This is a genomic window from Dietzia sp. Alg238-R159, assembly GCF_900537145.1.
In the GTDB taxonomy this organism is placed as follows: domain Bacteria; phylum Actinomycetota; class Actinomycetes; order Mycobacteriales; family Mycobacteriaceae; genus Dietzia; species Dietzia kunjamensis.
Window position 1 is genome coordinate 57,385 of sequence record NZ_UNRI01000007.1, and the last position, 19,538, is coordinate 76,922.

The following is a 19,538-nucleotide window of genomic DNA, read 5'->3' on the forward strand; positions in this document are numbered from 1 at the left end:
CGCCCCGGGCCGGGCGGCAACCGCTTGGGGGTGTGGGGAGCCAGGCACGTGCGGCGGCGTCGATCCGACGCGGGGACCGGTGGCATCGCGGGACGGCCGCGCGCACGATCGATAGGCATGACGCGATTCGGATACACCCTCATGACCGAACAGTCCGGCCCCAAGGAACTCGTGCGCTACGCGGCCAAGGCCGAGCAGGCGGGGTTCGACTTCGAGGTGGCCTCGGACCACTACTTCCCCTGGCTCAGCTCGCAGGGGCACGCGCCGTACGTGTGGAGCGTGCTCGGAGCGGTCGCGCACGTCACCGAACGGGTCGACCTGTGCACCTACGTGACCTGCCCGATCCTGCGCTACCACCCGGCCGTGGTGGCGCAGAAGGCCGCGACGATGCAGATCATGTCCGACGGCCGGTTCATGCTCGGCATCGGCGCGGGGGAGAACCTCAACGAGCACGTCGTGGGGCAGCGCTGGCCGTCGGTGGACGAGCGCCACGAGATGACCGTCGAGGCGCTGGAGATCATCCGCGAACTGTTCGACGGCGGGTTGGTCACCTACTCGGGCGAGCACTTCCGCGTGGACTCCGCCCGACTGTGGGACCTACCCGATAAGCGCGTGCCGATCGGCGTGGCCGCCGGCGGCGAGAAGGCCCTCGCGCACCTCGGACCGCTGGGCGACCACCTCATCGCCACCGAGCCCGAGAGCAGCTACATCGAGAAGTGGAACGGCCTCGAGGGCCAGACCCGGATCGGTGACGGCGCCCGCGCGATCGCACAGATCCCCATCAGCTGGGACCCCGACTCGGAGTCCGCCGCCGTCGAGCGCGCGCACGACCAGTTCCGGTGGTTCGCCGGCGGGTGGGCCATGAACTCCGACCTGCCCACCACCGCCGGGTTCGCCGCCGCCACCCAGTTCATCCGCCCCGAGGACGTGGGGGAGCAGCTGGCGTGCGGGCCCGACCTCGACGCGATCGTCGAGAAGGTGCGGCCCTACTGGGAGGCCGGGTACACCGACATCGCGCTGATCCAGATCGGCGACTCCACCCTCGACCGGTTCCTCGAGGAGGCGGCCGAGCCGCTGCTGGCGCGGCTGCGGGAGGCCGCGGGCTGATCGCGGGGCCACGCAGTGGCTGTCCGGCCGGTCGGGGCGAGTACCTCGGTCGGCCGGGCCCTTCGCGACGTCCCGCGGTCAGTGCTCGGCGCGGCCCTGCATGGCGGAACTGCCCAGATCGCTGCCGGTGAGCTCGGCCCCCGACGAGACGGACTCGACCCAGGCGTCGGTCGTGGCGACCGCGGCGAGATTCGAGTTGAGCACTGCCATCAGCGTCTCGTGGACCTGCTGTGCCGGGACCGACCCGGCGGAGTTGGAGATGTGGATCGCACCGGTGGCGTCGGAGAGGACCTCCACGGCGATGCCCAGCGGTTCCGCGGTCACGGCGGTGCCGAGAATGCAGTTGTTGGTCATGTAGCCGACGAGCGTCACCCGGTCGACGCCCTGCTCCCGAAGCCAGTCGACCAGCCCGGTGCCGTCGAAGACGCTGGCATAACTCTTGGTCACGCGCTTCCACTGCGGCTGGAGGCGGCTCTCGAGGTCCGCGTGCAGGGACCACCCGGCGCTGCCGTTCGCGAACACCGGAGCGCCCTCCGGCAGGTCGTGCTGGACGACCACCACGGGCATGCCGGCCTCGCTCGCCGCGTCGACCGCACGGACGATCTGGGCGAGCGACTCGTCACGGGGTGGGTACTGGATCTCGAGCGGACCGTCGAAGTACTCCTGCTGTACGTCGACGACGATCAACGCGCGATTCTGCGAACTCATGTGGATCCTCCGGATAGGCGGTACGGCCGGGAACTCGGCCGTCACCCCGATCCTCGCGGGCCGACTGCGCTACCGTGAGTGGCAAAAAGGAACACTTTCGATGGAAATGGGCCAACCTGTGCGTATCGCCGTCCACGTCTTCGACGGCATCACGATGTTCCACCTCGCGGCGCCCCTCCTCGTCTTCGGCGAGGTGACCCGGCTCGGACTCGCGGACGGGTGGCAGGTCGACACCTGGAGCACAGACGGCGGAGACGTCAACACCGCCGAGGGGATCGTGCTCGGCGACCTCGACGGGCCCGCGACGGCGGAGCAGGCCGACATACTGGTTTTCCCCTCATGGTCTCCGGAACTCCCCGACCGGGATCCGTGCCTGTTATCGATCGTGCGTGGCGCCCATTCCCGGGGCAGCCTGGTGGCGGGGTTGTGCCTCGGTGCCTATCCCGTGGTCGCGAGCGGAGTGCTGGACGGTCGTACCGTCGTCACCCACTGGGAGGGTGCGGCGGAGCTCGCCCTGCGGTACCCGGCGGTCGACGTCCGCTCGTCCGACCTGTACATCGACCACGGGGATGTGATCACCTCCGCGGGGACGGCCGCCTCGCTCGACGCGTGCGTCCACATCGTCCGATCCCGGCTCGGTGCCGCGAAGGCCGCCGTGCTGGCCCGCAGGATCGTGGTGGCGCCGCACCGCGAGGGTGACCAGGCGCAGTACGTGGAACTGCCGGTGCCCGACGGGGGAGACGACGGGGAGATCGGGGAGACGATCGACTGGGCGCTGGCCAATCTCGACCGGCCGCTCTCGGTGGACGACCTCGCCGGACACGCCTGCATGAGCAGACGCAGCTTCGCCCGGAAGTTCCGGGCGACCACCGGCGCGAGCCCCGGGCGATGGGTGCTGTCGCGCCGGCTCGACCACGCGCGGACGCTGCTCGAGACCACGACCCGCTCGATCGAGGACATCGCCCGCGACTGTGGGTTCGGCAGCGCGGTGACGTTCCGGCAGAACTTCGACAGGAAGTACTCGACGACACCGTCGTCCTACCGCGCCCGGTTCGGGGAGGCGCAGGAGTGAGTTCCACCAGGCCCGTCGCCCCGGACCATGCGGACGCGTCCCGACTGGTAGGAACGGCGCCTGCCCGGTGCGGAACGCGGCCGCAGACGTCATGGCCACGATCTGCGTGACCAGACCATCTAGCCGCCGGACAGGGGCAGGTAGTCGTTGGTCATGGCTGCGGCGCCGTCGACCTCGGTCTCCAGCAGTCCGTTGTCATGCATCCACGACGCGTAGGCCGCCCAGTCCCGGGCTGTCTGCCGCCCGAAATCCTCCTCGGGTAGAAGCGCCAGCGTGGCGTCGATCATCTTCTCCAGCATGTCGGGCTCGTAGGAGCCCTCGGTCACCGGGGTGAGGGACTCGAGGGCAATCCGGCGGTCCGCCAACGCGGCCTGCTGCCCGGCCTCGGTTCCGGTGAGGAAGTCGCCCACGCGCTCGGCATAGTCGGCGTCGCCGGCGAGCCGATTCGGGTTCGCGATGATCACCAATTCCGCGTAGTCGGGCACCCCGAGTTCGGTGACCGGCATGATCTCGAAATCGTCCCGGGCGCCGAGTTCCACGCCTTCGATGTTGCGGAACGCCCCGAAGATCGCGTCCGCCTGGTCGGTGAGCAGCGACTGGTTGAGACTCTGCTGCACATTGGGGGTGGATATCGAGTCAGGATCGATTCCGGCCTCACGGGCGATGAAGTCGAGGGTCGGTTCCTGGGACGCCAGCCCCGACAACCCGACGGTCTTGCCCTCCAGATCGGCTGCGGAGGTGATGCCGGACTCCGTCCTGGCGATCAGGGAGGTCAAGGACGTCGGGATCAGTGCCGCGACCGAGATCACGTCGAGTCCCTGTTCGACGGCGATGAGCGTGTCGGGCTCGTAGGAGATGGCCAGGTCGACCCGCCCCAGGGACACCTCCCGGGCGGCGTCGGCCGTGTTGGACGGCGTCGTGAACGTCACGTCCACGCCGGCGTCGGCGTAGGTGCCGGTGTGCTGCGCGGTGTACAGCGCCACATGGTCGGGATTGGGGCTCCAGTCGAGCAGAACACTGACCGGGGCGTTGTCGGTGGCTCCCGACTCGGCGGCTCCGGGCGCGGCGGTGTCCGGGGCCGCCTGACACCCGGTCAGAGCCACCGTGGCTGCGGCCGCGATCGCGAGCACGCTCACCCCGGGTCGCGAGAGAGTCCGGCGTCGGATCCTGCTGGGTCGTGTGTCCGTCATGATGGGTTCCTTTCCCCGGTGGGTGTGTTCCACGGGCAGATCAGGCGTTCGAGGATGGTCACGCTGGCGAGGAGGACGCTGGACATGATCGTCAGCACCGCCACCTGGGCAAAGACGAAATCGGTCTGGAGCCGGGGGATCGCCTGGAGCATGAGGTAGCCCAGGCCGTTGGTGGAGCCGGTGTACTCGGCGAAGACGGCGGCCACCGGCGCGAAGGTGACCGAGACGCGCAGCCCGGCGAAGCCGCGAGGCGCGGCGAAGGGCAGACGCACCCGCCAGAAGAGCGACCACCTGGTGGCGTGCAGGCTCCGCAGGGTGTCGATCATTCGGGCGTCGACCGAGCGGATTCCGGAGAGGAGATTGAGGGCGACCGGGAAGAAGCACAGCAGGGCCACCACGATGACCTTCGGCGCCATGCCGTAGCCGAGGGAGATCGTCAACAGTGGGCCTATCACGATGACCGGGATGGCCTGGGAGGCGACCAGCAGGGGGGTCATGGCCTGACCGACGGCGGGCACGAATCCGCTGATGACGACCACGGTCACCGCGACGACCACTCCGAGGACCACCCCGACGACGGTCTCCGTGGCGGTCAGCAATGTGGCCGAGCCCAGCCGGTCGGGCCAGGTGGTCACGAGCGAGTCGAGCACGGCGCGGGGTGCGGGAATGACGTACTCGGGCACGAGCTCGAGCGAGGTGACCGTGATCCACGCGGCGAGGACCAGCAGGAGCGTGACGCAGGCAGGGGCGGCGGACCGAAGGAGTCGCACGGTCATCGGTCGGTCCCTCCCTCGGTGAGGTGCGATTCCCGGGCCAGGGCCTGGAGCACTTCCCGGCGAGCTGTGGCGAAGTCCTCGTCGCCGAGGAGGACCTCGCGGGGGCGGTCGTCACCGAACCATCCCGGCCAGGTGGAGACCACACGCGCCGGGGCGTCGGGCTCGTGTCGTGCGAGCAGGACCACGCGTTCGGCGAGGAGCAGCGCCTCATCGACGTCGTGCGTGACCATGACGAGGGTGGCCGAGGTGTGGGTGATGGTGTCGCGGAGCCACTGCTGGACCTCCGCACGGGTGATCGCGTCGAGCGCGCCGAGCGGCTCGTCGGCCAGCAGCACGGGTTTGCGCGCCAGCAGAGCCCGCGTGAGAGCGGCGCGCTGGCGCATGCCCGCGCTGAGAGCTGAGGGACGGGCATCGGACCAGGCGCCCAGTCCCACGCGGTCCAGCATGCGCTGGGCCTCGGATCGGGCCACGCGCCGGCGCACTCGTTGGTTGCGGAGACTGATCGCGACGTTGTCGAGCAGGGACAGCCAGGGCAACAGGCTGTCGCCCTGGGGCATCAACGCGCAGGACTCCAGGCGTCGTGCGGGCCGGCGTTCATCGAGGACGGCGGCGGTCCCGGTGGTCGGTTCGACGAGGCCGGCGATCACCGACAGCAGCGTCGACTTACCGCATCCGCTGCGTCCGACAACGGCGATGTGCTCGCCTACCGGAACGGACAGGTTGAGGTCTGCGAGAACCGGGCGGAGCGCGCCCGGATAGGTGTGTCCCAATCCATCCAACGCCACTGCCGTGGTTCCTGGGCGGCTCACGAAAGCGCATGCCAGCGCATCTGACATCCCTCCGCTCGTGTGAACGAGTTCAGGTTCAGCGGGTGTGATCTCAGCCCCGTTCGGTAGGGGCACCCCGTGTCATCGAAGCTGATCTTGCGAATCAGCTCGAAGTCCGAACGTACCATCGGCACATCTCGGGATCTGATGTGCGTCCATGGCTGGAGCGAGGAGCGGGCGGGCCGCCGTCAGTGGCGTGCGGACCGCCGGTGAGGATGACCGATGGATCGCCAGTGTGACGAGTGTTCGGCGGGGTTTATGGCCCGGTCGCCGCGGCAGCGGTTCTGTTCGGATCGGTGTCGGTACCGGGACAAGGACCGCGGTCGGATGCTCGCGTGTTCGGTGTGTGGCGAGCCGATGCACCGGGGGCCGACGGTTCGCACGGACGGACGGCACCGACACAACCGGTGCGTACACGAAGAGGTCTAGGGGTACCCCCGCTAGGTTGCTCGGGTTAGTCTTGGAACGCCCAGCAACACCGGATAACGCCAGACAACATCGACCAACGATGTGCTATCCGCGACGGAAGTGGCGTATACAAGAGGCAAGCCCGGTTGGGCAGGTTCTGGAGGTGGACTATGACAACGACGTTTGACAGCCGTAACGATTACGTGGACCTCACCGAGCCGTGCGCCCTAGCCGATATGGCCGGGGACACAAAGCGCTACGTAGCGCACAAGGACGCAGACGGAGTCATCACGTTGATCCCCTCAGGGAACCTTGGTGAGCGGGAGCTCTTCCTGCTTGAGAACCCTCAGTTGCTCGCTGCGGTCAACCGTGGAATCCAGGACATCCAGGACGGGCGCTACTCCGTCATCGAGTTCTGACAGCCGGTTTGTGGCGCCCCCGTTCGTCCTAGCGTTCTCTGTTGAGGCCCAGCAGACGCTGGTTGACCTGAAGAGGCCCCAGCACGGCAAAAAGAAGAAGAAGGTCGACAAGGCCCTGAAACTTCTTCAGGATGCTGGCCCGGGGTACCCGGGGCTCAACTCCCACAAGCTGAACGGCCTCACTGGCCCGGGTGGTGCAGACCTGTGGGACTCCTACGTCGAGAACAACACCCCCTCGGCATGGCGCATCTACTGGGTGTACGGGGACAACGACTACATTTTCGTGGTTGAGATCGGCCCTCATAAGTGACCGGTTGGGCCTACATGCCGCGCAACCAATCGAACCCCTACGGGGTGCTGGTGCTGATCCCCTTCCCCAGAGTTTGCCCGGTCACCATGTCGGCATAGACCATCTGCCCACGACGAGTAGCCCGCCCTGTGAAGGTGCGAGCTTTGTCGTGACCCCCTGGCATGTCCGGCCGGACACCATCCAGGGAGCGCCCACGCCGGTTCGTGGGTGTGCACACCGGAGACGGTTGGTTAGGGGCGGAACCGTCCTGAGAACGCCCTAGATCGCACGCTGAGCGATCACCGCGCCAACCGTGGACAACGTAGGGCCACGGTTGGACGGAAACGGCTCAGGGGCGCTGCTGGGCTGTCTTCACGGCGTCGATGATCGCCAGCGCGAACCGTTCCGCCTCGTCGGGCGTGAGGTCGCACTCAGGATCGAACACCCGAATGAAGGTGGGGCCGGCGTCGAGGCCGTCGAGGGACAGGCGATCTTCCGCGAAGACGCCCACGTCCCAGGTGACGCCCTTGGGGGTGAAGTACCGCGCCCAAGTGACGATCTGCGCGCCGGTGGCCGTCTCGATCATGGGCTCTTCCGGTTCGGATGCTTGGCACCATGCGGGCCGCTGGCCGGGCGCCCTCATCGCAGGGACTCCCAGTGAGCCTTGAGCGCCACGGCGTAGGCAGCGCGGGCCGCGGTGAGCGCGTCGGCGATCTCGACGGCTTGGTCGGTGCTCATGTCGAGCTCGCCGTGGACCGACAGGATCGGCGGGGATGCCTCGCCGTTATCGACCAGGCTGACGACCTCGACGGTGATCTTCTGCCGGTCGTTGCCCGGTCCGCCGGCGATGATGCGCCGGAAGTGAGTGATGTCGTCGCCTGTGAGCGGTGGCGGTGTGGGATGCTGGCTGTTGGCCATGACGCTTACCTCGTCTTGGTCGCTGGCCCCGAGCGTTCCCGCGCTACGGGGCCATTTCTATTGACCAACACAAGGCAACTTGTACGCCAGTTGCACGACCTGCGGACCGCACAGCATAAATGCCGCTTGAACTGCGTAAACCTTGCGCCCCCGAGAGGATTCGAACCCCTGACCAGCCGGGTAGAAACCGGATGCTCTATCCACTGAGCTACGGAGGCCTGCGACGCGCGCGTGGGGCGTCGCCGGGAGAATGGTAGCCGATCCGGGGGGTGGGTCCGACAGTGGCGAATCGGCCCGGGGGCGCCGCGGTTCCTACGATGGTGGTCATGACGTCGTCGAAGACCGCCCCCGCCACCGCCGGGCGGTTCGGAACCCGCAACATCGTCGCCCTGGTACTGCTCCTGGCGGCGGTGGCGGCCGCGGTGGTGATCCCACTGTCGGCCATGTCCGCCGAGGTGGCGCTCGAGCTGGTGGGCGTGCCCGATCCGGGTCCGCTCACCACGGCCGGCCTCCCGGCGCTCCGGTCGATCGGCGAGCTCCTCGCCGCCGTCGCGGTGGGGGCTGCGCTGTTCGCGGCGTTCTTCACCCCGCCGCAGAAGGACAAGACCCTCGACGTCGACGGTTACCGCATGCAGCAGATCTCGTCGTGGGCGAACATCGCCTGGGCGATCGCCGCGGCGCTGCTCATCCCGCTGACCCTGTCGGACGTCTCCGGGCGCACCTTCCTCCAGTCGCTCCCGCCGGACCAGTGGTTGGTCGCGATCAACCAGATCGACATCGCGTCCTCGTGGCGCTGGGCGGCGATCATCGCGCTGGTCGCCGGGATCGGGCAGCGGCTCACGCTGAGCTGGCGGTGGTCGGTCATCTGGCTGGCCGTCTCCCTGCTGTCGCTGCTTCCGGTGGCGGCCACGGGCCACGCGTCCGGCAGCACCGCGCACGACCTGGCCACCAACTCGCTGATCATCCACCTGTTCGGCGCCGCCTTCTACATCGGCGGGCTCGTCGCGGTGATCGCCCACACGTGGCGCGGCGGCTCGCGCGTCGCCCTGGCCCTGCGCCGCTACTCGGTGGTGGCGACGGTCGCGATCGTCGCGCTCGGGTTCACGGGCGTGATCAACGCGCTCGTCCGCCTGCACCCGGGTGACCTTCTCACCTCCACCTACGGACTGTTGGTGGTGTCCAAGGCGTTGGCGCTGTGCCTGTTGGCGCTGTTCGGTCTGGCGATCCGCCGCCGGATCATCGCCAAGATCGAGTCGACGGGGGCCAACGCGCCGGTCGACCGGCCCACGCTGCTGCGGATCATCGTGGTGGAGGCCGTCGTCATGGCCGGCACCCTGGGTCTGTCGGTCTCTCTCGGCCGCACCCCGCCGCCGGCGCCGCTGTACGTGCCCACGAGGCAGGAGGCGCTACTGGGCTTCGAGTTGCCCGGGCCCTTCGCGTTCGGAACGGTCTTTGGCACCTGGCGCTTCGACCTGGTCCTGGGTCTGGCCGCGGTGGTCCTGCTCGGCCTGTACCTCTGGGGCCTGGTGCGGCTGCGCCGCCGCGGGGATGCCTGGCCGCTGAGCCGCACCGCGTTCTGGGTGGCGGGCTGTGTGATCCTGTTCCTCACCACCAGCTCCGGCATGGGGATGTACATGATGGCCGACTTCGCCAGCCACATGGTGGGCCACATGCTCATCTCGATGCTGGTGCCGGTCCTCCTGGCGCTCGGTGGCCCGTTCACGCTGGCCCTGCGCGCGCTCCCGGCCGCCGGTCGCGGCAACCCTCCCGGGCCCCGCGAGTGGCTGGTGGAGTTCATCAACAACCCGCTCTCGCACTTCCTCACCCACCCGATCGTGGCGTCGGTGCAGTTCGTGGCCGGTTTCTACCTCATCTACTTCGGCGGGTTCTATCAGACGTTGGCCTCGGAGCACCTGGGCCACATGTTCATGAACGTGCACTTCCTCATCAGCGGCTACCTGTTCTACTGGGTGATCATCGGCGTGGACGCCGCGCCGCGGCACTTCTCGCCGATGTACAAGCTCATGGTCCTGCTGAGTTCGCTGCCCTTCCACGCGTTCTTCGGCATCCTGCTCATGAACACCAAGACCGTGCTGGCCGAGCCCTGGTATTCGGGCATCGGCCTGCCGTGGATCCCGGATCTGCTGCAGAGCCAGCAGGTCGGCGGTGGCGTCGCGTGGGCGGCGGGGGAGATCCCGCTGGTGATCGTCATGCTGGCCCTGGCGTGGCAGTGGTACCAGAGCGACATGCGCGAGGCGCGGCGCGGCGAGCGGCAGGCCGACCGTGATGACGATGCCGAGCTCAAGGCCTACAACGAGATGCTCCGGGAGATGTCCCGCGCCGACCGCCGGCCCTGAGACCGAACACCTCGTCGTCGTCACAGGCGCCGGTTCTCCACACCCCCCGCCCCCCTCCACAGGGCGGCCACCGCGGGCGGTGGGAACGAGGGGTGACGACGACGAGGTGGGGCACGCTGCAAGTCACGAGGCCGACGCACGGTCGGCCGAACGTGACAGGAGTGACCCCATGAACGAGACCCACACGACCGTCCGCGGAACCGTGATCACCGACCCCACCACCCGGCGGGTGGGCGACGACCAGGTGTTCACCTTCCGGGTGGCCAGCAACAGCCGCTACCAGGACCGGCTCACCGGCGAATGGAAGACCGGCGGCACTCTGTACTTCTCGGCCAACTGCTGGGGACGCCTCGGGCAACGGGCGTCCGGCGCACTGTGCAAGGGCGACGGCGTGATCCTGCACGGTCGGCTGCTCACCAACGAGTACGAACGCGACGGTCGAATCATGCGCGACCTGGAGATGCGGGTTAGCGCCGTGGGGCCCGACCTGTCCCGCATGGACGTCACCGTGCGCCGCGCCAGGACGGACGCCCCGGTCGAGGGGGCCGGTGTCGACGGGGCGGGCGTCGACGAGGGCGGCCTGCGGGGAGCTGCCGAGGACTCCGACGCCATGGCGCTCGGGTCGCTGGACCCGGATGAGCCGGGGTCCGAGCAGAGCGAGGCGGGCGAGTTCGTGGGGGCGGCCGGCGCCTGATGCTCCCGGGGGTGGGGCCGGCGTCCGCCGCGGACGCCGGGGCCGCGGGCGGACACGTAACATGGGGGTCGTGCCCGCGGCCGACCCGCGGTGAAGTGAACTATATGCGCAGGTGAGAGGGTAGAATGGCCGAGTTTATCTACACGATGAAGAAGGTACGCAAGGCGCACGGGGACAAGGTGATCCTCGACGACGTCACGATGTCCTTCTACCCCGGTGCGAAGATCGGCGTCGTGGGCCCCAACGGCGCCGGCAAGTCCTCCATCCTCAAGATCATGGCCGGGATCGACCAGCCCTCCAACGGCGAGGCGTTCCTCGATCCCGAGGCGACCGTCGGCATCCTGCTGCAGGAGCCGGAGCTCGACCAGTCCAAGACCGTCAAGGAGAACGTCGAGGACGGCCTCGGCGAGACGATGGTGCAGCTGCGTCGGTACAACGAGGTCGCCGAGGAGATGGCGACCGACTACACCGACGAGCTCATGGAGGAGATGGGTCGGCTGCAGGAGCAGCTCGACGCCGTGGACGCCTGGGACGTGGACTCCCAGATCGAGCAGGCCATGGACGCCCTGCGCTGCCCGCCGGGCGACTCGCCGGTGACGAACCTGTCCGGTGGCGAGGCGCGTCGGGTGGCGCTGTGCAAGCTGCTGCTGAGCAAGCCCGACCTGCTGCTGCTCGACGAGCCCACCAACCACCTGGACGCCGAGTCCGTCCTGTGGTTGGAGCAGCACCTGGCCGCCTACCCCGGCGCCGTCCTGGCCGTCACACACGACCGGTACTTCCTCGACCACGTCGCGCAGTGGATCTGTGAGGTCGACCGCGGTCAGCTGCACCCCTACGAGGGCAACTACTCCACCTACCTGGAGAAGAAGGCCGAGCGCCTCGAGGTCCAGGGCAAGAAGGACCAGAAGCTGCAGAAGCGGCTCAAGGCCGAGCTCGAGTGGGTGCGCTCCGGTGCCAAGGCGCGCCAGTCCAAGTCCAAGGCCCGTCTGGCCAAGTACGAGGAGATGGCCGCGGAGGCGGAGAAGCACCGCAAGCTCGACTTCGAGGAGATCCAGATCCCCACGCCGCCGCGGCTCGGCAACGTGGTGGTGGACGTCGACAAGCTGACCAAGGGCTTCGACGACCGGGTCCTCATCAAGGACCTGTCGTTCACGCTGCCGCGCAACGGCATCGTCGGCGTGATCGGCCCCAACGGCGTCGGTAAGACGACGCTGTTCAAGACCATCGTGGGCCTGGAGGAGCCGGACTCCGGCACCGTCAAGGTGGGCGACACGGTGAAGCTGAGCTACGTCGACCAGAACCGCGCCAACATCGACCCGGAGAAGTCGGTGTGGGAGGTCGTCTCCGAGGGCAACGACTACATCGAGGTCGGCCAGAACGAGATGCCCTCGCGTGCCTACGTCAGCGCCTTCGGCTTCAAGGGCCCGGACCAGCAGAAGAAGTCCGGCGTCCTGTCCGGTGGTGAGCGCAACCGCCTCAACCTGGCGCTGACGCTCAAGGTCGGCGGCAACCTGATCCTCCTCGATGAGCCCACCAACGACCTCGACACCGAGACGCTGGGCAGCCTGGAGAACGCACTCGGGGACTTCCCGGGCTGCGCCGTGGTCATCTCGCACGACCGCTGGTTCCTGGACCGCACCTGTACCCACATCCTCGCCTGGGAGGGCAACGTGGACGAGGGGCAGTGGTACTGGTTCGAGGGCAACTTCGAGGGCTACGAGAAGAACAAGGTCGAGCGTCTCGGCCCCGACGCGGCGCGCCCGCACCGGGTCACGCACCGCAAGCTCACCAGGGACTGACCGCAGATGGCCACGCCGACCACCCAGGGCTCGGACGCCCCGACCACCGGAACCTCACCCGGGGCCGCCACCGTGGCGGGGGCCGTGCACCGGGTCCGGATCCCGTTGCGCATCTCCGACTTCGTGGGCATGCACGTCAACAACGTGCGGTTCCAGGAGTTCTCGCAGGACGCCCGCCTGATGTGGTTCCGCGAGAAGTTCGGGGTGCCGGGCTCCCGGGTGCCGAGCGCGCTGGCGCGGTGGATGGAGATCGACTTCCGTCGCACCATCGCCATGGGCGTGCCCGAGGTGTGGGTGGACGTGCAGGTGGTGCGGGTGGGCCGCACCTCGTTCACGATGCGGACCTCGATCGGCTCCGAGTCGACCGGTGCCGAGCCCTGCGCGGTGGTCGACACCGTGATGGTGGTGACCGCGGATGACGAGACCACGACACTGGAGATCACCCCCGTGGAGCGCGCGGCGCTGCTCGGGGACCGGGAGGAGGCGGGATGACCATGCGCGACGCCGTGGACGCCGGGACGTTCCGTTGCACCCTGCAGGTGCGGTGGGCGGACTTCGACCAGTACGGCCACGTCAACAACATCAAGTACCTCGAGTACGCGCAGGAGGCGCGGATCCTGTTCATCCGCAGCCGGTTCGGGCCGTTCGGCCTGGGCAACCTGCCACAGGTCGTGCGGCGCACCGAGATCGACCACCTGCGGCCCGTCCTGCGTGACTCGACCTCGGTGGACGTGGAGATCGACGTCGAACACGTAGGGACCACGTCGTACCAGATCCGCCAGACCATCCTGGACGCGGCGGGCGAGATCTGTTGCACGCTGCGGGTGGTCATGGTCGCCTACGACTCCTCCACCTCGACCGCGGTGGAGATTCCCTCCGGTGTCCGCAACGTGCTGGAGGCGGCCTCACAGCCGGCGGCGATCACCGACCAGGGGCCCGCCACGTGACCGACCAGCTCGTCTACGAGACCGGCGGCCCCCTGGGCGTGTCCGGAGAGCCGGGCCGCAGGGTGTTCACCTCGGCGATGCCGGTCCGGTGGTCGGACCAGGACCTCTACCACCACGTCAACCACGCCCGGATGATCACGCTCATCGAGGAGGCGCGGATCCCGTGGCTCTTCTCCGAGGGCATGCCCACCGCGACGCTCACCGCGGGTGCGGTGATGACCGACCTGGCGGTGAAGTACCGGGGCCAGGTCAAGCACGCAGACGGCCCCATCCGCGTGCGCATGTGGTGCGAGAAGGTCGGCGGGGCGATGTTCGTGGCCCGGCACGAGGTCCGCGGCCGCATGACGCCGGACTCGGCGCCGCCCGCGGTGGACTGCACGGCCACCATCGCCGCGTTCGACTTGGCAACCCAGCGCCCGCGCCGGTTCACCCGCGCCGAGCGCGACTACCTGCTGGAGTTCCGGCACGAGGACCCGGCGTGATGGCACCCGGACCGGACGCCGGGATGATCCGCGTGCCCGACCCCGCCGACCGCGACGACCTGCGCACCCTCCTCCGGCGCATCCTCCGCCTCGACGAGGCCGCCGTGGTGCGGCTGACCTCCGGGGCCGGGGGCCGGATGCGCGTGTGGGCCCGCACCCCCTTCGGGGCACTGGTCGTCCGCGGACTCGGCGGCGACTGCCCCGGCGGCGACGTCGTGGCAGGTGCGGACCACCTGCTCACCGAACTCGACGTCCTGCCGCGCGGAGACATCGACGGTCGGATCGACCCCGGCATGCCGCTCCTCTCGGCATGGCAGGGACTGCTGCCGCCCGCCGACGGGTTCCAGCCCGTCGAGGACGTGCCGGCCCAGGTGCTGCTCGACCTCACCCGGTCGGGCCGGGAGGCCGCGCGGGAGAACGCCGGGCCCGCCGGCTTGCCGCCGTCGCTGCTCGACCAGGTGGCCCTCACCGTCCGAGCGGACACCGCCCACCCCGTCGGCGTGGACATGCGGACGGTGTTCTCCATGGTGATGTGCGGGTTCGTGCCGGAGAAGGCCGGTTCCGCCCCGGAGGGCGAGCCGGTCCGCGTGAGCGAACGCGGCGCCTGGCTCCGCCTGGACGCCCGGTACGGCACGGTGTTCCGCCGGACCGACTCCCTCACCCTCGAACCACTGCGGTGACCGCTCCCGACTTCTCGATCTCCTGGCCCGGGCGGGGCCGCGCCGCGGCCTCGGGTGCCGACGGACCGGTCCCGCGGATCGAGGCCCTCGTCACCGGCGACGCGGATCGCGCTGACGGGGCCGGGGTCGTCACCGAGGGGGCCGTGCTGGTCGGCGACGGCGCGCGCATCGCCGAGGCCCACGACGCGCTGGACGCGCACGGCCTCGCGCCCTGCGGCGCCGCGCAGGTGGTCTACCTCGACCCGCCGTACAACCGCGGGGGCCGGTTCGACGCCTACCACGACAACATGCCGCGCCACGAGTGGCTCGACTACATCGAGACCCGGCTCGTGGTGGCCCGCGACCTGCTCGCCGAGACCGGAACCGTGTGGGTACACCTCGACGACGCCGAAGCCCACCGGGTGCGTTGCCTGCTCGACGAGATCTTCGGCGCCGACGCGTTCATCGCGGACCTCACGGTGGAGAGCAACCCCAAGGGACGGCAACTGGACCGCTTCTTCGCCGGTTCGCACGACCGTCTGATGGTGTACGCCCGTGACCCCGAGCACGTGCGGCTGGCGGGCGGGGTGGCCTCGGCGGTCGATCCGGCGGACTTCCCGCACCGGGGCGTCGACGGGGTCAGCTTCCGGCTCCTACCGCTGCGCAACACCAACAAGCGTTTCAACCCGCGGACCACGCCCACCATGACGTACCCGCTCTACGGCGACCCGGTCACCGGCGAGGTGTCGGTGGAACCGGGCGGGGGACTGGAGGAGATCCTCCCGGTCTTCGGCGATCTCACCCCTGCGGTGTGGCGGTGGTCGCGAGAGCGGGCGCGGGAACGCGTCGGCGACCTGGTGTGCCGGACGGTGAAGGGTCGCTCGGGACCCCGGGTCGACATCTACCAACGGGACCGGTTCGAGGCGGGTCGGATCAAGAAGCTCAAGACCATCTGGCTGTCCCAGGAGGTCGGCTCGACGGACACCGCGCGAGCCGAACTGAGGGCGGCCGGGGTCGACGGGTTCCGCACCCCCAAGCCGGAAGCGCTGATGCGGCGGGTCGTCGAACTGGCCACCGACCCCGGCGAACTGGTCGTGGACCTGTTCGCCGGGTCCGGGACCACGGCGGTCGCGGCCCGTGCACTGGGCCGGCGCTGGGTGGTGGTCGAACGCAACCCCGAGACGGTCCGCGACGTGCTGGTGCCGAGGTTGCGCGTCGGCTCCGACGACGGTTAGCGGAGCATGAGCCCGCCGCCGTCGACCATCATCGTCTGGCCGGTCATGTACGACGCGTCGTCGCTGGCCAGGAAGACCGCGACCCGGCCGATGTCGGACTCGGGATCCCCGAAACGGCGCATCGGGGTGCCGGACAGGAGCCGCTTCTCGATCCCCGGGTTCGCCTCGATGTAGGCTTCCACGCCCTCGGTGAGCGCGAGGGGGGAGATGACGTTGACGTTGATCCCGTCGCGCGCCCACTCGTTGGCGGCCACCCGGCTGATCGCGCGGATCGCCTCCTTCGCCGCGGCGTACGACGCCTGGGTGGGGCTGCCGTCGATGCCGGCGCCGGAGGCGAAGTTGATCACCGACCCGTCCCGCCTTGCCAGATGCGGGTGCGCGGCCTTCATCAGCCAGAACGTCGGGTAGAAGCCGGTGGAGAAGGACAGGTCCATCATGTCGCCGGTGGTCTCGAGCAGTGGTGCCTGTCGGGACGCGTGGGCGTTGTTGACCAGGACGTCGAGGTGCCCGAACGCCTCCACGGCGGCCGCGACGATCGATGCGGCGTTGGCCTCGACCGAGATGTCCGAGTGGAGGTAGCGCACCTGCTCACCGAGCTCGGCGGCGAGCGCGTCCCCGGCGTCGTCGTTGATGTCCACCACGAGGACGTTGGCGCCCTCCTTGACGAACGCACGGGTGATGCCGCGGCCGATCCCGCCGGCACCGCCGGTGACGATCGCGGTCTTGTCGGAAAGTCGCACGTCGAAGCCCTTCAGGAGTCCTGCAGCCACACGGCGGTGTCCGGTGGCAGATCCCTCCCGTCGAGTGGGCCGGAGGCGAGGATGATCTCGCCGTCGGGCAGGGGCACCGTCCGAGGGGATGTATTGATCATGCACAGGATTCCGCCGCCGTCGCGCCGAAACGCCTGACACCCGTCAAGTTCACTTTCCCAGTCGATCGCATCCGTGTCCGCCGTCGGCCAGGACTGCCTGATCCCGATCGCCGACCGGTACAGCGACAGCACGGAGTCGGGGTCCTCCCGCTGGGCGGCGACCGTGAGGTGCGACCATCCCTCAGGCATCGGCAACCAGGTGTCGTCGGCGGTCGAGAACCCGTACGGGGGCCGGTCGCCCTCCCACGGGATCGGCACGCGGCAGTGGTCACGGCCCATCTCGGCGTGACCGGTGCGCTCCCAGGTCGGGTCGGTGAGTCGGTCGTGGGGGATCGCAAAATCGCTGGGTAGACCGAGTTCGGCACCGTTGTAGACGAACGCGATCCCCGGCAGCGCGAGGGTCACCAGGAGCATGGCGCGGGCCCGGGCCGTACCGACGGCCCCGTTGCCGTAGCGGGTCACCTCGCGGACGACGTCGTGGTTCGACAGCGCCCACGTGGGTGCCGCCCGCGAGACCCGTGCGGCCTCGAGCGTGGAGTCGATCGCCTCGCGCAGGGCGCGCGCGTCGAACGGGGCGCCGGTGAGGGCGAAGTGGAACGCGAAGTGCAGCTCGTCGGGCCGGAGGTAGCGCGCGAACCGCTCGGTCGGTCCCACCCACACCTCGCCGAAGGCGGCGGCGCCCGGGTAGTCGTCGAGGACGCGGCGGATCCGTCGGTGGATGTCGTGGACGCCGGGTCGGTCCCAGCGCGCGTCGCGGGGGTCGACGACGAGCTGGGCGATCTCCACGTCGTCGGGTAGATCCGCCAGGTCGTCGGGTTTGGCCAGCCCGTGGGCCACGTCGATCCGGAAGCCGTCGACCCCCAGGTCCAGCCAGAACCGCAGGGTCCGCTCGAGATCGTCGGCGACCTCGGGATTCGTCCAGTCCAGGTCCGGCTGTTCGGGGGCGAAGAGGTGGAGGTACCACTGGCCGGGCGTGCCGTCGGGCTCGGTGACGCGGGTCCAGGCGGGTCCGCCGAACACCGACGGCCAGTTGTTCGGCGGTTCGGAGCCGTCCTCGCCGCGGCCGTCCCGGAAGAGATAGCGCGCGCGTTCCGGGCTGCCCGGTCCGGCGGCGACCGCGGCGGCGAACCAGGGGTGCTCGATGCTGGTGTGATTGGGCACCAGGTCCATGATGAGCACCTTGCGGGCGGCGTGGAGCCGCCCGAGGAGCTCACGCAGCGTGTCGACGCTGCCGAACAGCGGATCCACGTCCCGCGGGTCGGACACGTCGTATCCGTGGTCGGCGCCGGGGGAGCGCATGATCGGGGAGAACCACACCCCGTCGACGCCCAGATGGTCCAGGTGGTCGAGGCGGTCGATCACGCCCTGCAGGTCACCGACGCCGTCGCCGTCGGAGTCGGCGAACGACCGCGGGTAGATCTGGTAGAGGACCATGTCCTCCCACCGGCGCGTCGCGTGGGAGGGAGGCCTCACCCGATCTCCGCGGAGTTGACCATCATTGCCGCGGCGCGGGTGAGGTAGTCGACGAGCGCCGCCCGGTGTTCGTCGTCCAGCGTCTCGCGGTCGATCGTGTCCACGGCGGCGAGCATGTGGGTGAGCCAGGCGTCGTGGGCGGCGCGGTCGACGACGTACGGGTTGTGCCGCATCCGCAGCCTCGGGTGCCCGCGCTGCTCGGAGTAGGTGGTGGGCCCTCCCCAGTACTGCTCGAGGAACATCCGCAGGCGGTCCTCGGCCGGCCCCAGGTCCTCCTCGGGGTACATCGGGCGCAGCACGGGGTCGCCCGCCACCCGGCGGTAGAACTCGTGGACGATCTTCCGGAACGTCTCCGCTCCACCGATCTCGTCATAAAAGGTGCCGCTGCTCATGCCTCCCATCATGCCTGCCCAGGCGCTCGTGGGGCCCCTGGGCAGGTGGTGACGGGTGGGCGGTGGTGGCCGGACCCCCCCGGGGACGACGACGACGAGATCCCGCGACGGCGACCCGGATCCGCCCGCCCGCCGGGCCGAACCGGCGGGGTCGGCCACCTTCTGCTACGCGTTAGCCGCACGAAGTGTTCACCGAAGGTGCATCATCGTGGCAGGCGAGGTTCACGACGAGCCCGGACACGGCTGATGCACTGGGCTCGGGGCAGACGAGCGGAGACCGACCATGGGCACTGCAGTGCGCGAGAACACGGAGTACCGACAACGGGGTTCACGATCCCCCTCCCGGCTGGAACCGGTCCCGGACCGGCACGTCCCGCTGTCTTCCGCCCCGCGCGTCCTGCTGCTCAACGCCAGCTACGAGGCCCTGACGGCCCTGCCCGCCCGCCGCGCGGTGGTGATGTTGATCGGCGGTAAGGCCGACGTGGTCCATGACCACCCGGTCGAGCTCCTGGTCCGCTCGGTGGACACCGCGATCCGCGTGCCGTCGGTGATCCGACTGCGCGAATACGTCCGGATCCCGTACCGCTCGCAGGTCCCCATGACCCGCGCGGCGCTCATGCACCGCGACGGACACAGGTGCGGCTATTGCAGCGCCAAGGCCACCACCGTCGACCACGTCATCCCGCGCAGCCGCGGGGGAGCGCACGGGTGGGAGAACTGCGTGGCCTCCTGTGCGCCGTGCAACCACCGCAAGGCCGACAAGCTGCTCTCCGAGCTCGGCTGGGAGCTGCGGGTGCCCCTCGCCGCGCCGCGGGGCCGGACCTGGCGGTTGGTCTCCCAGTTGCGGGAGATCGGCCCGCACTGGGAGGACTACCTCTACCTCGACGCCGCCTGACCGACCGGTGTGGCCGCCCG

The 19,538-nt window shown here is 69.5% G+C and carries 22 protein-coding genes, 1 tRNA gene and 1 riboswitch; of the genes, 13 read left to right on the top strand and 10 right to left on the bottom strand.

Features of this window, described 5'->3' with window-relative positions; genetic code table 11:
• The first annotated feature begins 117 nt into the window (after window positions 1-117).
• Complete coding sequence (locus G6R20_RS14640) at window positions 118-1,107, top strand: TIGR03557 family F420-dependent LLM class oxidoreductase (RefSeq protein ID WP_067719842.1); 990 nt, start codon at window positions 118-120, stop codon at window positions 1,105-1,107.
• Between the two features lie 78 nt (window positions 1,108-1,185).
• Here G6R20_RS14640 and G6R20_RS14645 read toward each other — a convergent pair whose 3' ends face one another.
• Window positions 1,186-1,815: a cysteine hydrolase family protein gene (locus tag G6R20_RS14645; protein ID WP_119192386.1), complete on the bottom strand. Its 630-nt coding sequence runs from the start codon at window positions 1,813-1,815 to the stop codon at window positions 1,186-1,188.
• Between the two features lie 106 nt (window positions 1,816-1,921).
• Between G6R20_RS14645 and G6R20_RS14650 the strand changes: the two genes are divergently transcribed.
• Window positions 1,922-2,887, top strand: a complete 966-nt coding sequence (locus G6R20_RS14650; RefSeq protein ID WP_240341492.1) for a helix-turn-helix domain-containing protein — start codon at window positions 1,922-1,924, stop codon at window positions 2,885-2,887.
• Window positions 2,888-3,006: 119 nt separating this feature from the next.
• Here G6R20_RS14650 and G6R20_RS14655 read toward each other — a convergent pair whose 3' ends face one another.
• Genes G6R20_RS14655 through G6R20_RS14665 form a run of 3 tightly spaced genes read right to left on the bottom strand, consistent with a single transcriptional unit; the run spans window position 3,007 to window position 5,662 of the window.
• Entirely contained in the window at window positions 3,007-4,077 is a 1,071-nt protein-coding gene (locus tag G6R20_RS14655; RefSeq protein ID WP_163376813.1) for an ABC transporter substrate-binding protein, read from the bottom strand.
• Window positions 4,074-4,853 carry an ABC transporter permease gene (locus tag G6R20_RS14660; RefSeq protein ID WP_119192389.1) on the bottom strand — a complete coding sequence of 260 codons (780 nt, stop codon included), beginning with the start codon at window positions 4,851-4,853 and terminating at the stop codon, window positions 4,074-4,076. Before G6R20_RS14660 ends, G6R20_RS14655 begins: the two co-directional genes overlap by 4 nt.
• Window positions 4,850-5,662: an ATP-binding cassette domain-containing protein gene (locus G6R20_RS14665; RefSeq protein ID WP_240341493.1), complete on the bottom strand. Its 813-nt coding sequence runs from the start codon at window positions 5,660-5,662 to the stop codon at window positions 4,850-4,852. The genes G6R20_RS14660 and G6R20_RS14665 overlap by 4 nt, the downstream gene beginning before the upstream one ends.
• 9 nt (window positions 5,663-5,671) lie before the next feature.
• A riboswitch (TPP riboswitch) is annotated at window positions 5,672-5,769 on the bottom strand.
• Window positions 5,770-6,258: 489 nt separating this feature from the next.
• On the opposite strand from G6R20_RS14665, the gene G6R20_RS14670 reads away from it, so the two are divergent.
• Window positions 6,259-6,507: a hypothetical protein gene (locus tag G6R20_RS14670; protein ID WP_119192391.1), complete on the top strand. Its 249-nt coding sequence runs from the start codon at window positions 6,259-6,261 to the stop codon at window positions 6,505-6,507.
• Between the two features lie 10 nt (window positions 6,508-6,517).
• A complete protein-coding gene (locus G6R20_RS14675; RefSeq protein ID WP_119192392.1) occupies window positions 6,518-6,817 on the top strand; it encodes a hypothetical protein in 300 nt (99 codons plus the stop codon).
• Window positions 6,818-7,145: 328 nt separating this feature from the next.
• Here G6R20_RS14675 and G6R20_RS14680 read toward each other — a convergent pair whose 3' ends face one another.
• The 3 genes from G6R20_RS14680 to G6R20_RS14690 all read right to left on the bottom strand — a co-directional run bounded on the left by G6R20_RS14680 (window position 7,146) and on the right by G6R20_RS14690 (window position 7,932).
• Complete coding sequence (locus tag G6R20_RS14680; RefSeq protein WP_119192393.1) at window positions 7,146-7,382, bottom strand: hypothetical protein; 237 nt, start codon at window positions 7,380-7,382, stop codon at window positions 7,146-7,148.
• Between the two features lie 53 nt (window positions 7,383-7,435).
• The gene (locus G6R20_RS14685; RefSeq protein ID WP_119192394.1) at window positions 7,436-7,714 is read right to left on the bottom strand and encodes a hypothetical protein; all 279 of its coding nucleotides are present in this window, start codon (window positions 7,712-7,714) and stop codon (window positions 7,436-7,438) included.
• 145 nt (window positions 7,715-7,859) lie between these two features.
• Window positions 7,860-7,932: transfer RNA gene (locus G6R20_RS14690), tRNA-Arg, on the bottom strand.
• A 108-nt stretch (window positions 7,933-8,040) separates the two neighbouring features.
• Here G6R20_RS14690 and G6R20_RS14695 point away from each other — a divergent pair.
• The 8 genes from G6R20_RS14695 (at window position 8,041) to G6R20_RS14730 (ending at window position 15,887) form a co-directional block, all read left to right on the top strand.
• Window positions 8,041-10,071 (top strand): cytochrome c oxidase assembly protein, encoded by a 2,031-nt coding sequence (locus G6R20_RS14695; RefSeq protein ID WP_163376815.1) that lies wholly within the window; start codon window positions 8,041-8,043, stop codon window positions 10,069-10,071.
• Window positions 10,072-10,240: 169 nt separating this feature from the next.
• On the top strand, window positions 10,241-10,765 hold the full coding sequence (locus G6R20_RS14700; protein WP_119192395.1) for a single-stranded DNA-binding protein: 525 nt from the start codon (window positions 10,241-10,243) through the stop codon (window positions 10,763-10,765).
• 125 nt (window positions 10,766-10,890) lie between these two features.
• Complete coding sequence (gene ettA / locus G6R20_RS14705; protein WP_163376816.1) at window positions 10,891-12,564, top strand: energy-dependent translational throttle protein EttA; 1,674 nt, start codon at window positions 10,891-10,893, stop codon at window positions 12,562-12,564.
• A 6-nt stretch (window positions 12,565-12,570) separates the two neighbouring features.
• Window positions 12,571-13,056, top strand: coding sequence for a thioesterase family protein (locus tag G6R20_RS14710; protein WP_119192396.1), 486 nt, complete (start codon window positions 12,571-12,573; stop codon window positions 13,054-13,056).
• Window positions 13,053-13,511 (top strand): thioesterase family protein, encoded by a 459-nt coding sequence (locus tag G6R20_RS14715; protein ID WP_069389358.1) that lies wholly within the window; start codon window positions 13,053-13,055, stop codon window positions 13,509-13,511. Before G6R20_RS14710 ends, G6R20_RS14715 begins: the two co-directional genes overlap by 4 nt.
• On the top strand, window positions 13,508-13,993 hold the full coding sequence (locus G6R20_RS14720) for a thioesterase family protein (RefSeq protein ID WP_082924106.1): 486 nt from the start codon (window positions 13,508-13,510) through the stop codon (window positions 13,991-13,993). The genes G6R20_RS14715 and G6R20_RS14720 overlap by 4 nt, the downstream gene beginning before the upstream one ends.
• Window positions 13,993-14,673, top strand: a complete 681-nt coding sequence (locus G6R20_RS14725; RefSeq protein WP_082924105.1) for a hypothetical protein — start codon at window positions 13,993-13,995, stop codon at window positions 14,671-14,673. Before G6R20_RS14720 ends, G6R20_RS14725 begins: the two co-directional genes overlap by 1 nt.
• Window positions 14,670-15,887: a site-specific DNA-methyltransferase gene (locus G6R20_RS14730; RefSeq protein WP_067719799.1), complete on the top strand. Its 1,218-nt coding sequence runs from the start codon at window positions 14,670-14,672 to the stop codon at window positions 15,885-15,887. Before G6R20_RS14725 ends, G6R20_RS14730 begins: the two co-directional genes overlap by 4 nt.
• Here the strand turns inward: G6R20_RS14730 and G6R20_RS14735 are convergent.
• Genes G6R20_RS14735 through G6R20_RS14745 form a run of 3 tightly spaced genes read right to left on the bottom strand, consistent with a single transcriptional unit; the run spans window position 15,884 to window position 18,623 of the window.
• Window positions 15,884-16,627 (bottom strand): SDR family oxidoreductase, encoded by a 744-nt coding sequence (locus G6R20_RS14735; protein WP_067719946.1) that lies wholly within the window; start codon window positions 16,625-16,627, stop codon window positions 15,884-15,886. The genes G6R20_RS14730 and G6R20_RS14735 overlap by 4 nt on opposite strands.
• 11 nt (window positions 16,628-16,638) lie before the next feature.
• Window positions 16,639-18,192: a glycoside hydrolase family 13 protein gene (locus G6R20_RS14740; RefSeq protein ID WP_119192397.1), complete on the bottom strand. Its 1,554-nt coding sequence runs from the start codon at window positions 18,190-18,192 to the stop codon at window positions 16,639-16,641.
• 35 nt (window positions 18,193-18,227) lie between these two features.
• Complete coding sequence (locus G6R20_RS14745; protein ID WP_119192409.1) at window positions 18,228-18,623, bottom strand: globin; 396 nt, start codon at window positions 18,621-18,623, stop codon at window positions 18,228-18,230.
• A gap of 283 nt (window positions 18,624-18,906) precedes the next feature.
• Here G6R20_RS14745 and G6R20_RS14750 point away from each other — a divergent pair, with 283 nt between their 5' ends.
• Window positions 18,907-19,518 carry an HNH endonuclease gene (locus tag G6R20_RS14750; RefSeq protein WP_119192398.1) on the top strand — a complete coding sequence of 204 codons (612 nt, stop codon included), beginning with the start codon at window positions 18,907-18,909 and terminating at the stop codon, window positions 19,516-19,518.
• Window positions 19,519-19,538 lie beyond the last annotated feature (20 nt).

What these genes read in the sequence shown, in the direction of transcription:
- G6R20_RS14640 (WP_067719842.1), top strand. Translation starts at nt 118, where the DNA reads ATGACGCGATTCGGATACACCCTCATGACCGAACAGTCCGGCCCCAAG.
- G6R20_RS14645 (WP_119192386.1), bottom strand. Translation starts at nt 1,815, where the DNA reads ATGAGTTCGCAGAATCGCGCGTTGATCGTCGTCGACGTACAGCAGGAG.
- G6R20_RS14650 (WP_240341492.1), top strand. Translation starts at nt 1,922, where the DNA reads ATGGGCCAACCTGTGCGTATCGCCGTCCACGTCTTCGACGGCATCACG.
- G6R20_RS14655 (WP_163376813.1), bottom strand. Translation starts at nt 4,077, where the DNA reads ATGACGGACACACGACCCAGCAGGATCCGACGCCGGACTCTCTCGCGA.
- G6R20_RS14660 (WP_119192389.1), bottom strand. Translation starts at nt 4,853, where the DNA reads ATGACCGTGCGACTCCTTCGGTCCGCCGCCCCTGCCTGCGTCACGCTC.
- G6R20_RS14670 (WP_119192391.1), top strand. Translation starts at nt 6,259, where the DNA reads ATGACAACGACGTTTGACAGCCGTAACGATTACGTGGACCTCACCGAG.
- G6R20_RS14680 (WP_119192393.1), bottom strand. Translation starts at nt 7,382, where the DNA reads ATGATCGAGACGGCCACCGGCGCGCAGATCGTCACTTGGGCGCGGTAC.
- G6R20_RS14685 (WP_119192394.1), bottom strand. Translation starts at nt 7,714, where the DNA reads ATGGCCAACAGCCAGCATCCCACACCGCCACCGCTCACAGGCGACGAC.
- G6R20_RS14695 (WP_163376815.1), top strand. Translation starts at nt 8,041, where the DNA reads ATGACGTCGTCGAAGACCGCCCCCGCCACCGCCGGGCGGTTCGGAACC.
- G6R20_RS14700 (WP_119192395.1), top strand. Translation starts at nt 10,241, where the DNA reads ATGAACGAGACCCACACGACCGTCCGCGGAACCGTGATCACCGACCCC.
- ettA (WP_163376816.1), top strand. Translation starts at nt 10,891, where the DNA reads ATGGCCGAGTTTATCTACACGATGAAGAAGGTACGCAAGGCGCACGGG.
- G6R20_RS14710 (WP_119192396.1), top strand. Translation starts at nt 12,571, where the DNA reads ATGGCCACGCCGACCACCCAGGGCTCGGACGCCCCGACCACCGGAACC.
- G6R20_RS14715 (WP_069389358.1), top strand. Translation starts at nt 13,053, where the DNA reads ATGACCATGCGCGACGCCGTGGACGCCGGGACGTTCCGTTGCACCCTG.
- G6R20_RS14725 (WP_082924105.1), top strand. Translation starts at nt 13,993, where the DNA reads ATGGCACCCGGACCGGACGCCGGGATGATCCGCGTGCCCGACCCCGCC.
- G6R20_RS14740 (WP_119192397.1), bottom strand. Translation starts at nt 18,192, where the DNA reads ATGGTCCTCTACCAGATCTACCCGCGGTCGTTCGCCGACTCCGACGGC.
- G6R20_RS14745 (WP_119192409.1), bottom strand. Translation starts at nt 18,623, where the DNA reads ATGAGCAGCGGCACCTTTTATGACGAGATCGGTGGAGCGGAGACGTTC.
- G6R20_RS14750 (WP_119192398.1), top strand. Translation starts at nt 18,907, where the DNA reads ATGGGCACTGCAGTGCGCGAGAACACGGAGTACCGACAACGGGGTTCA.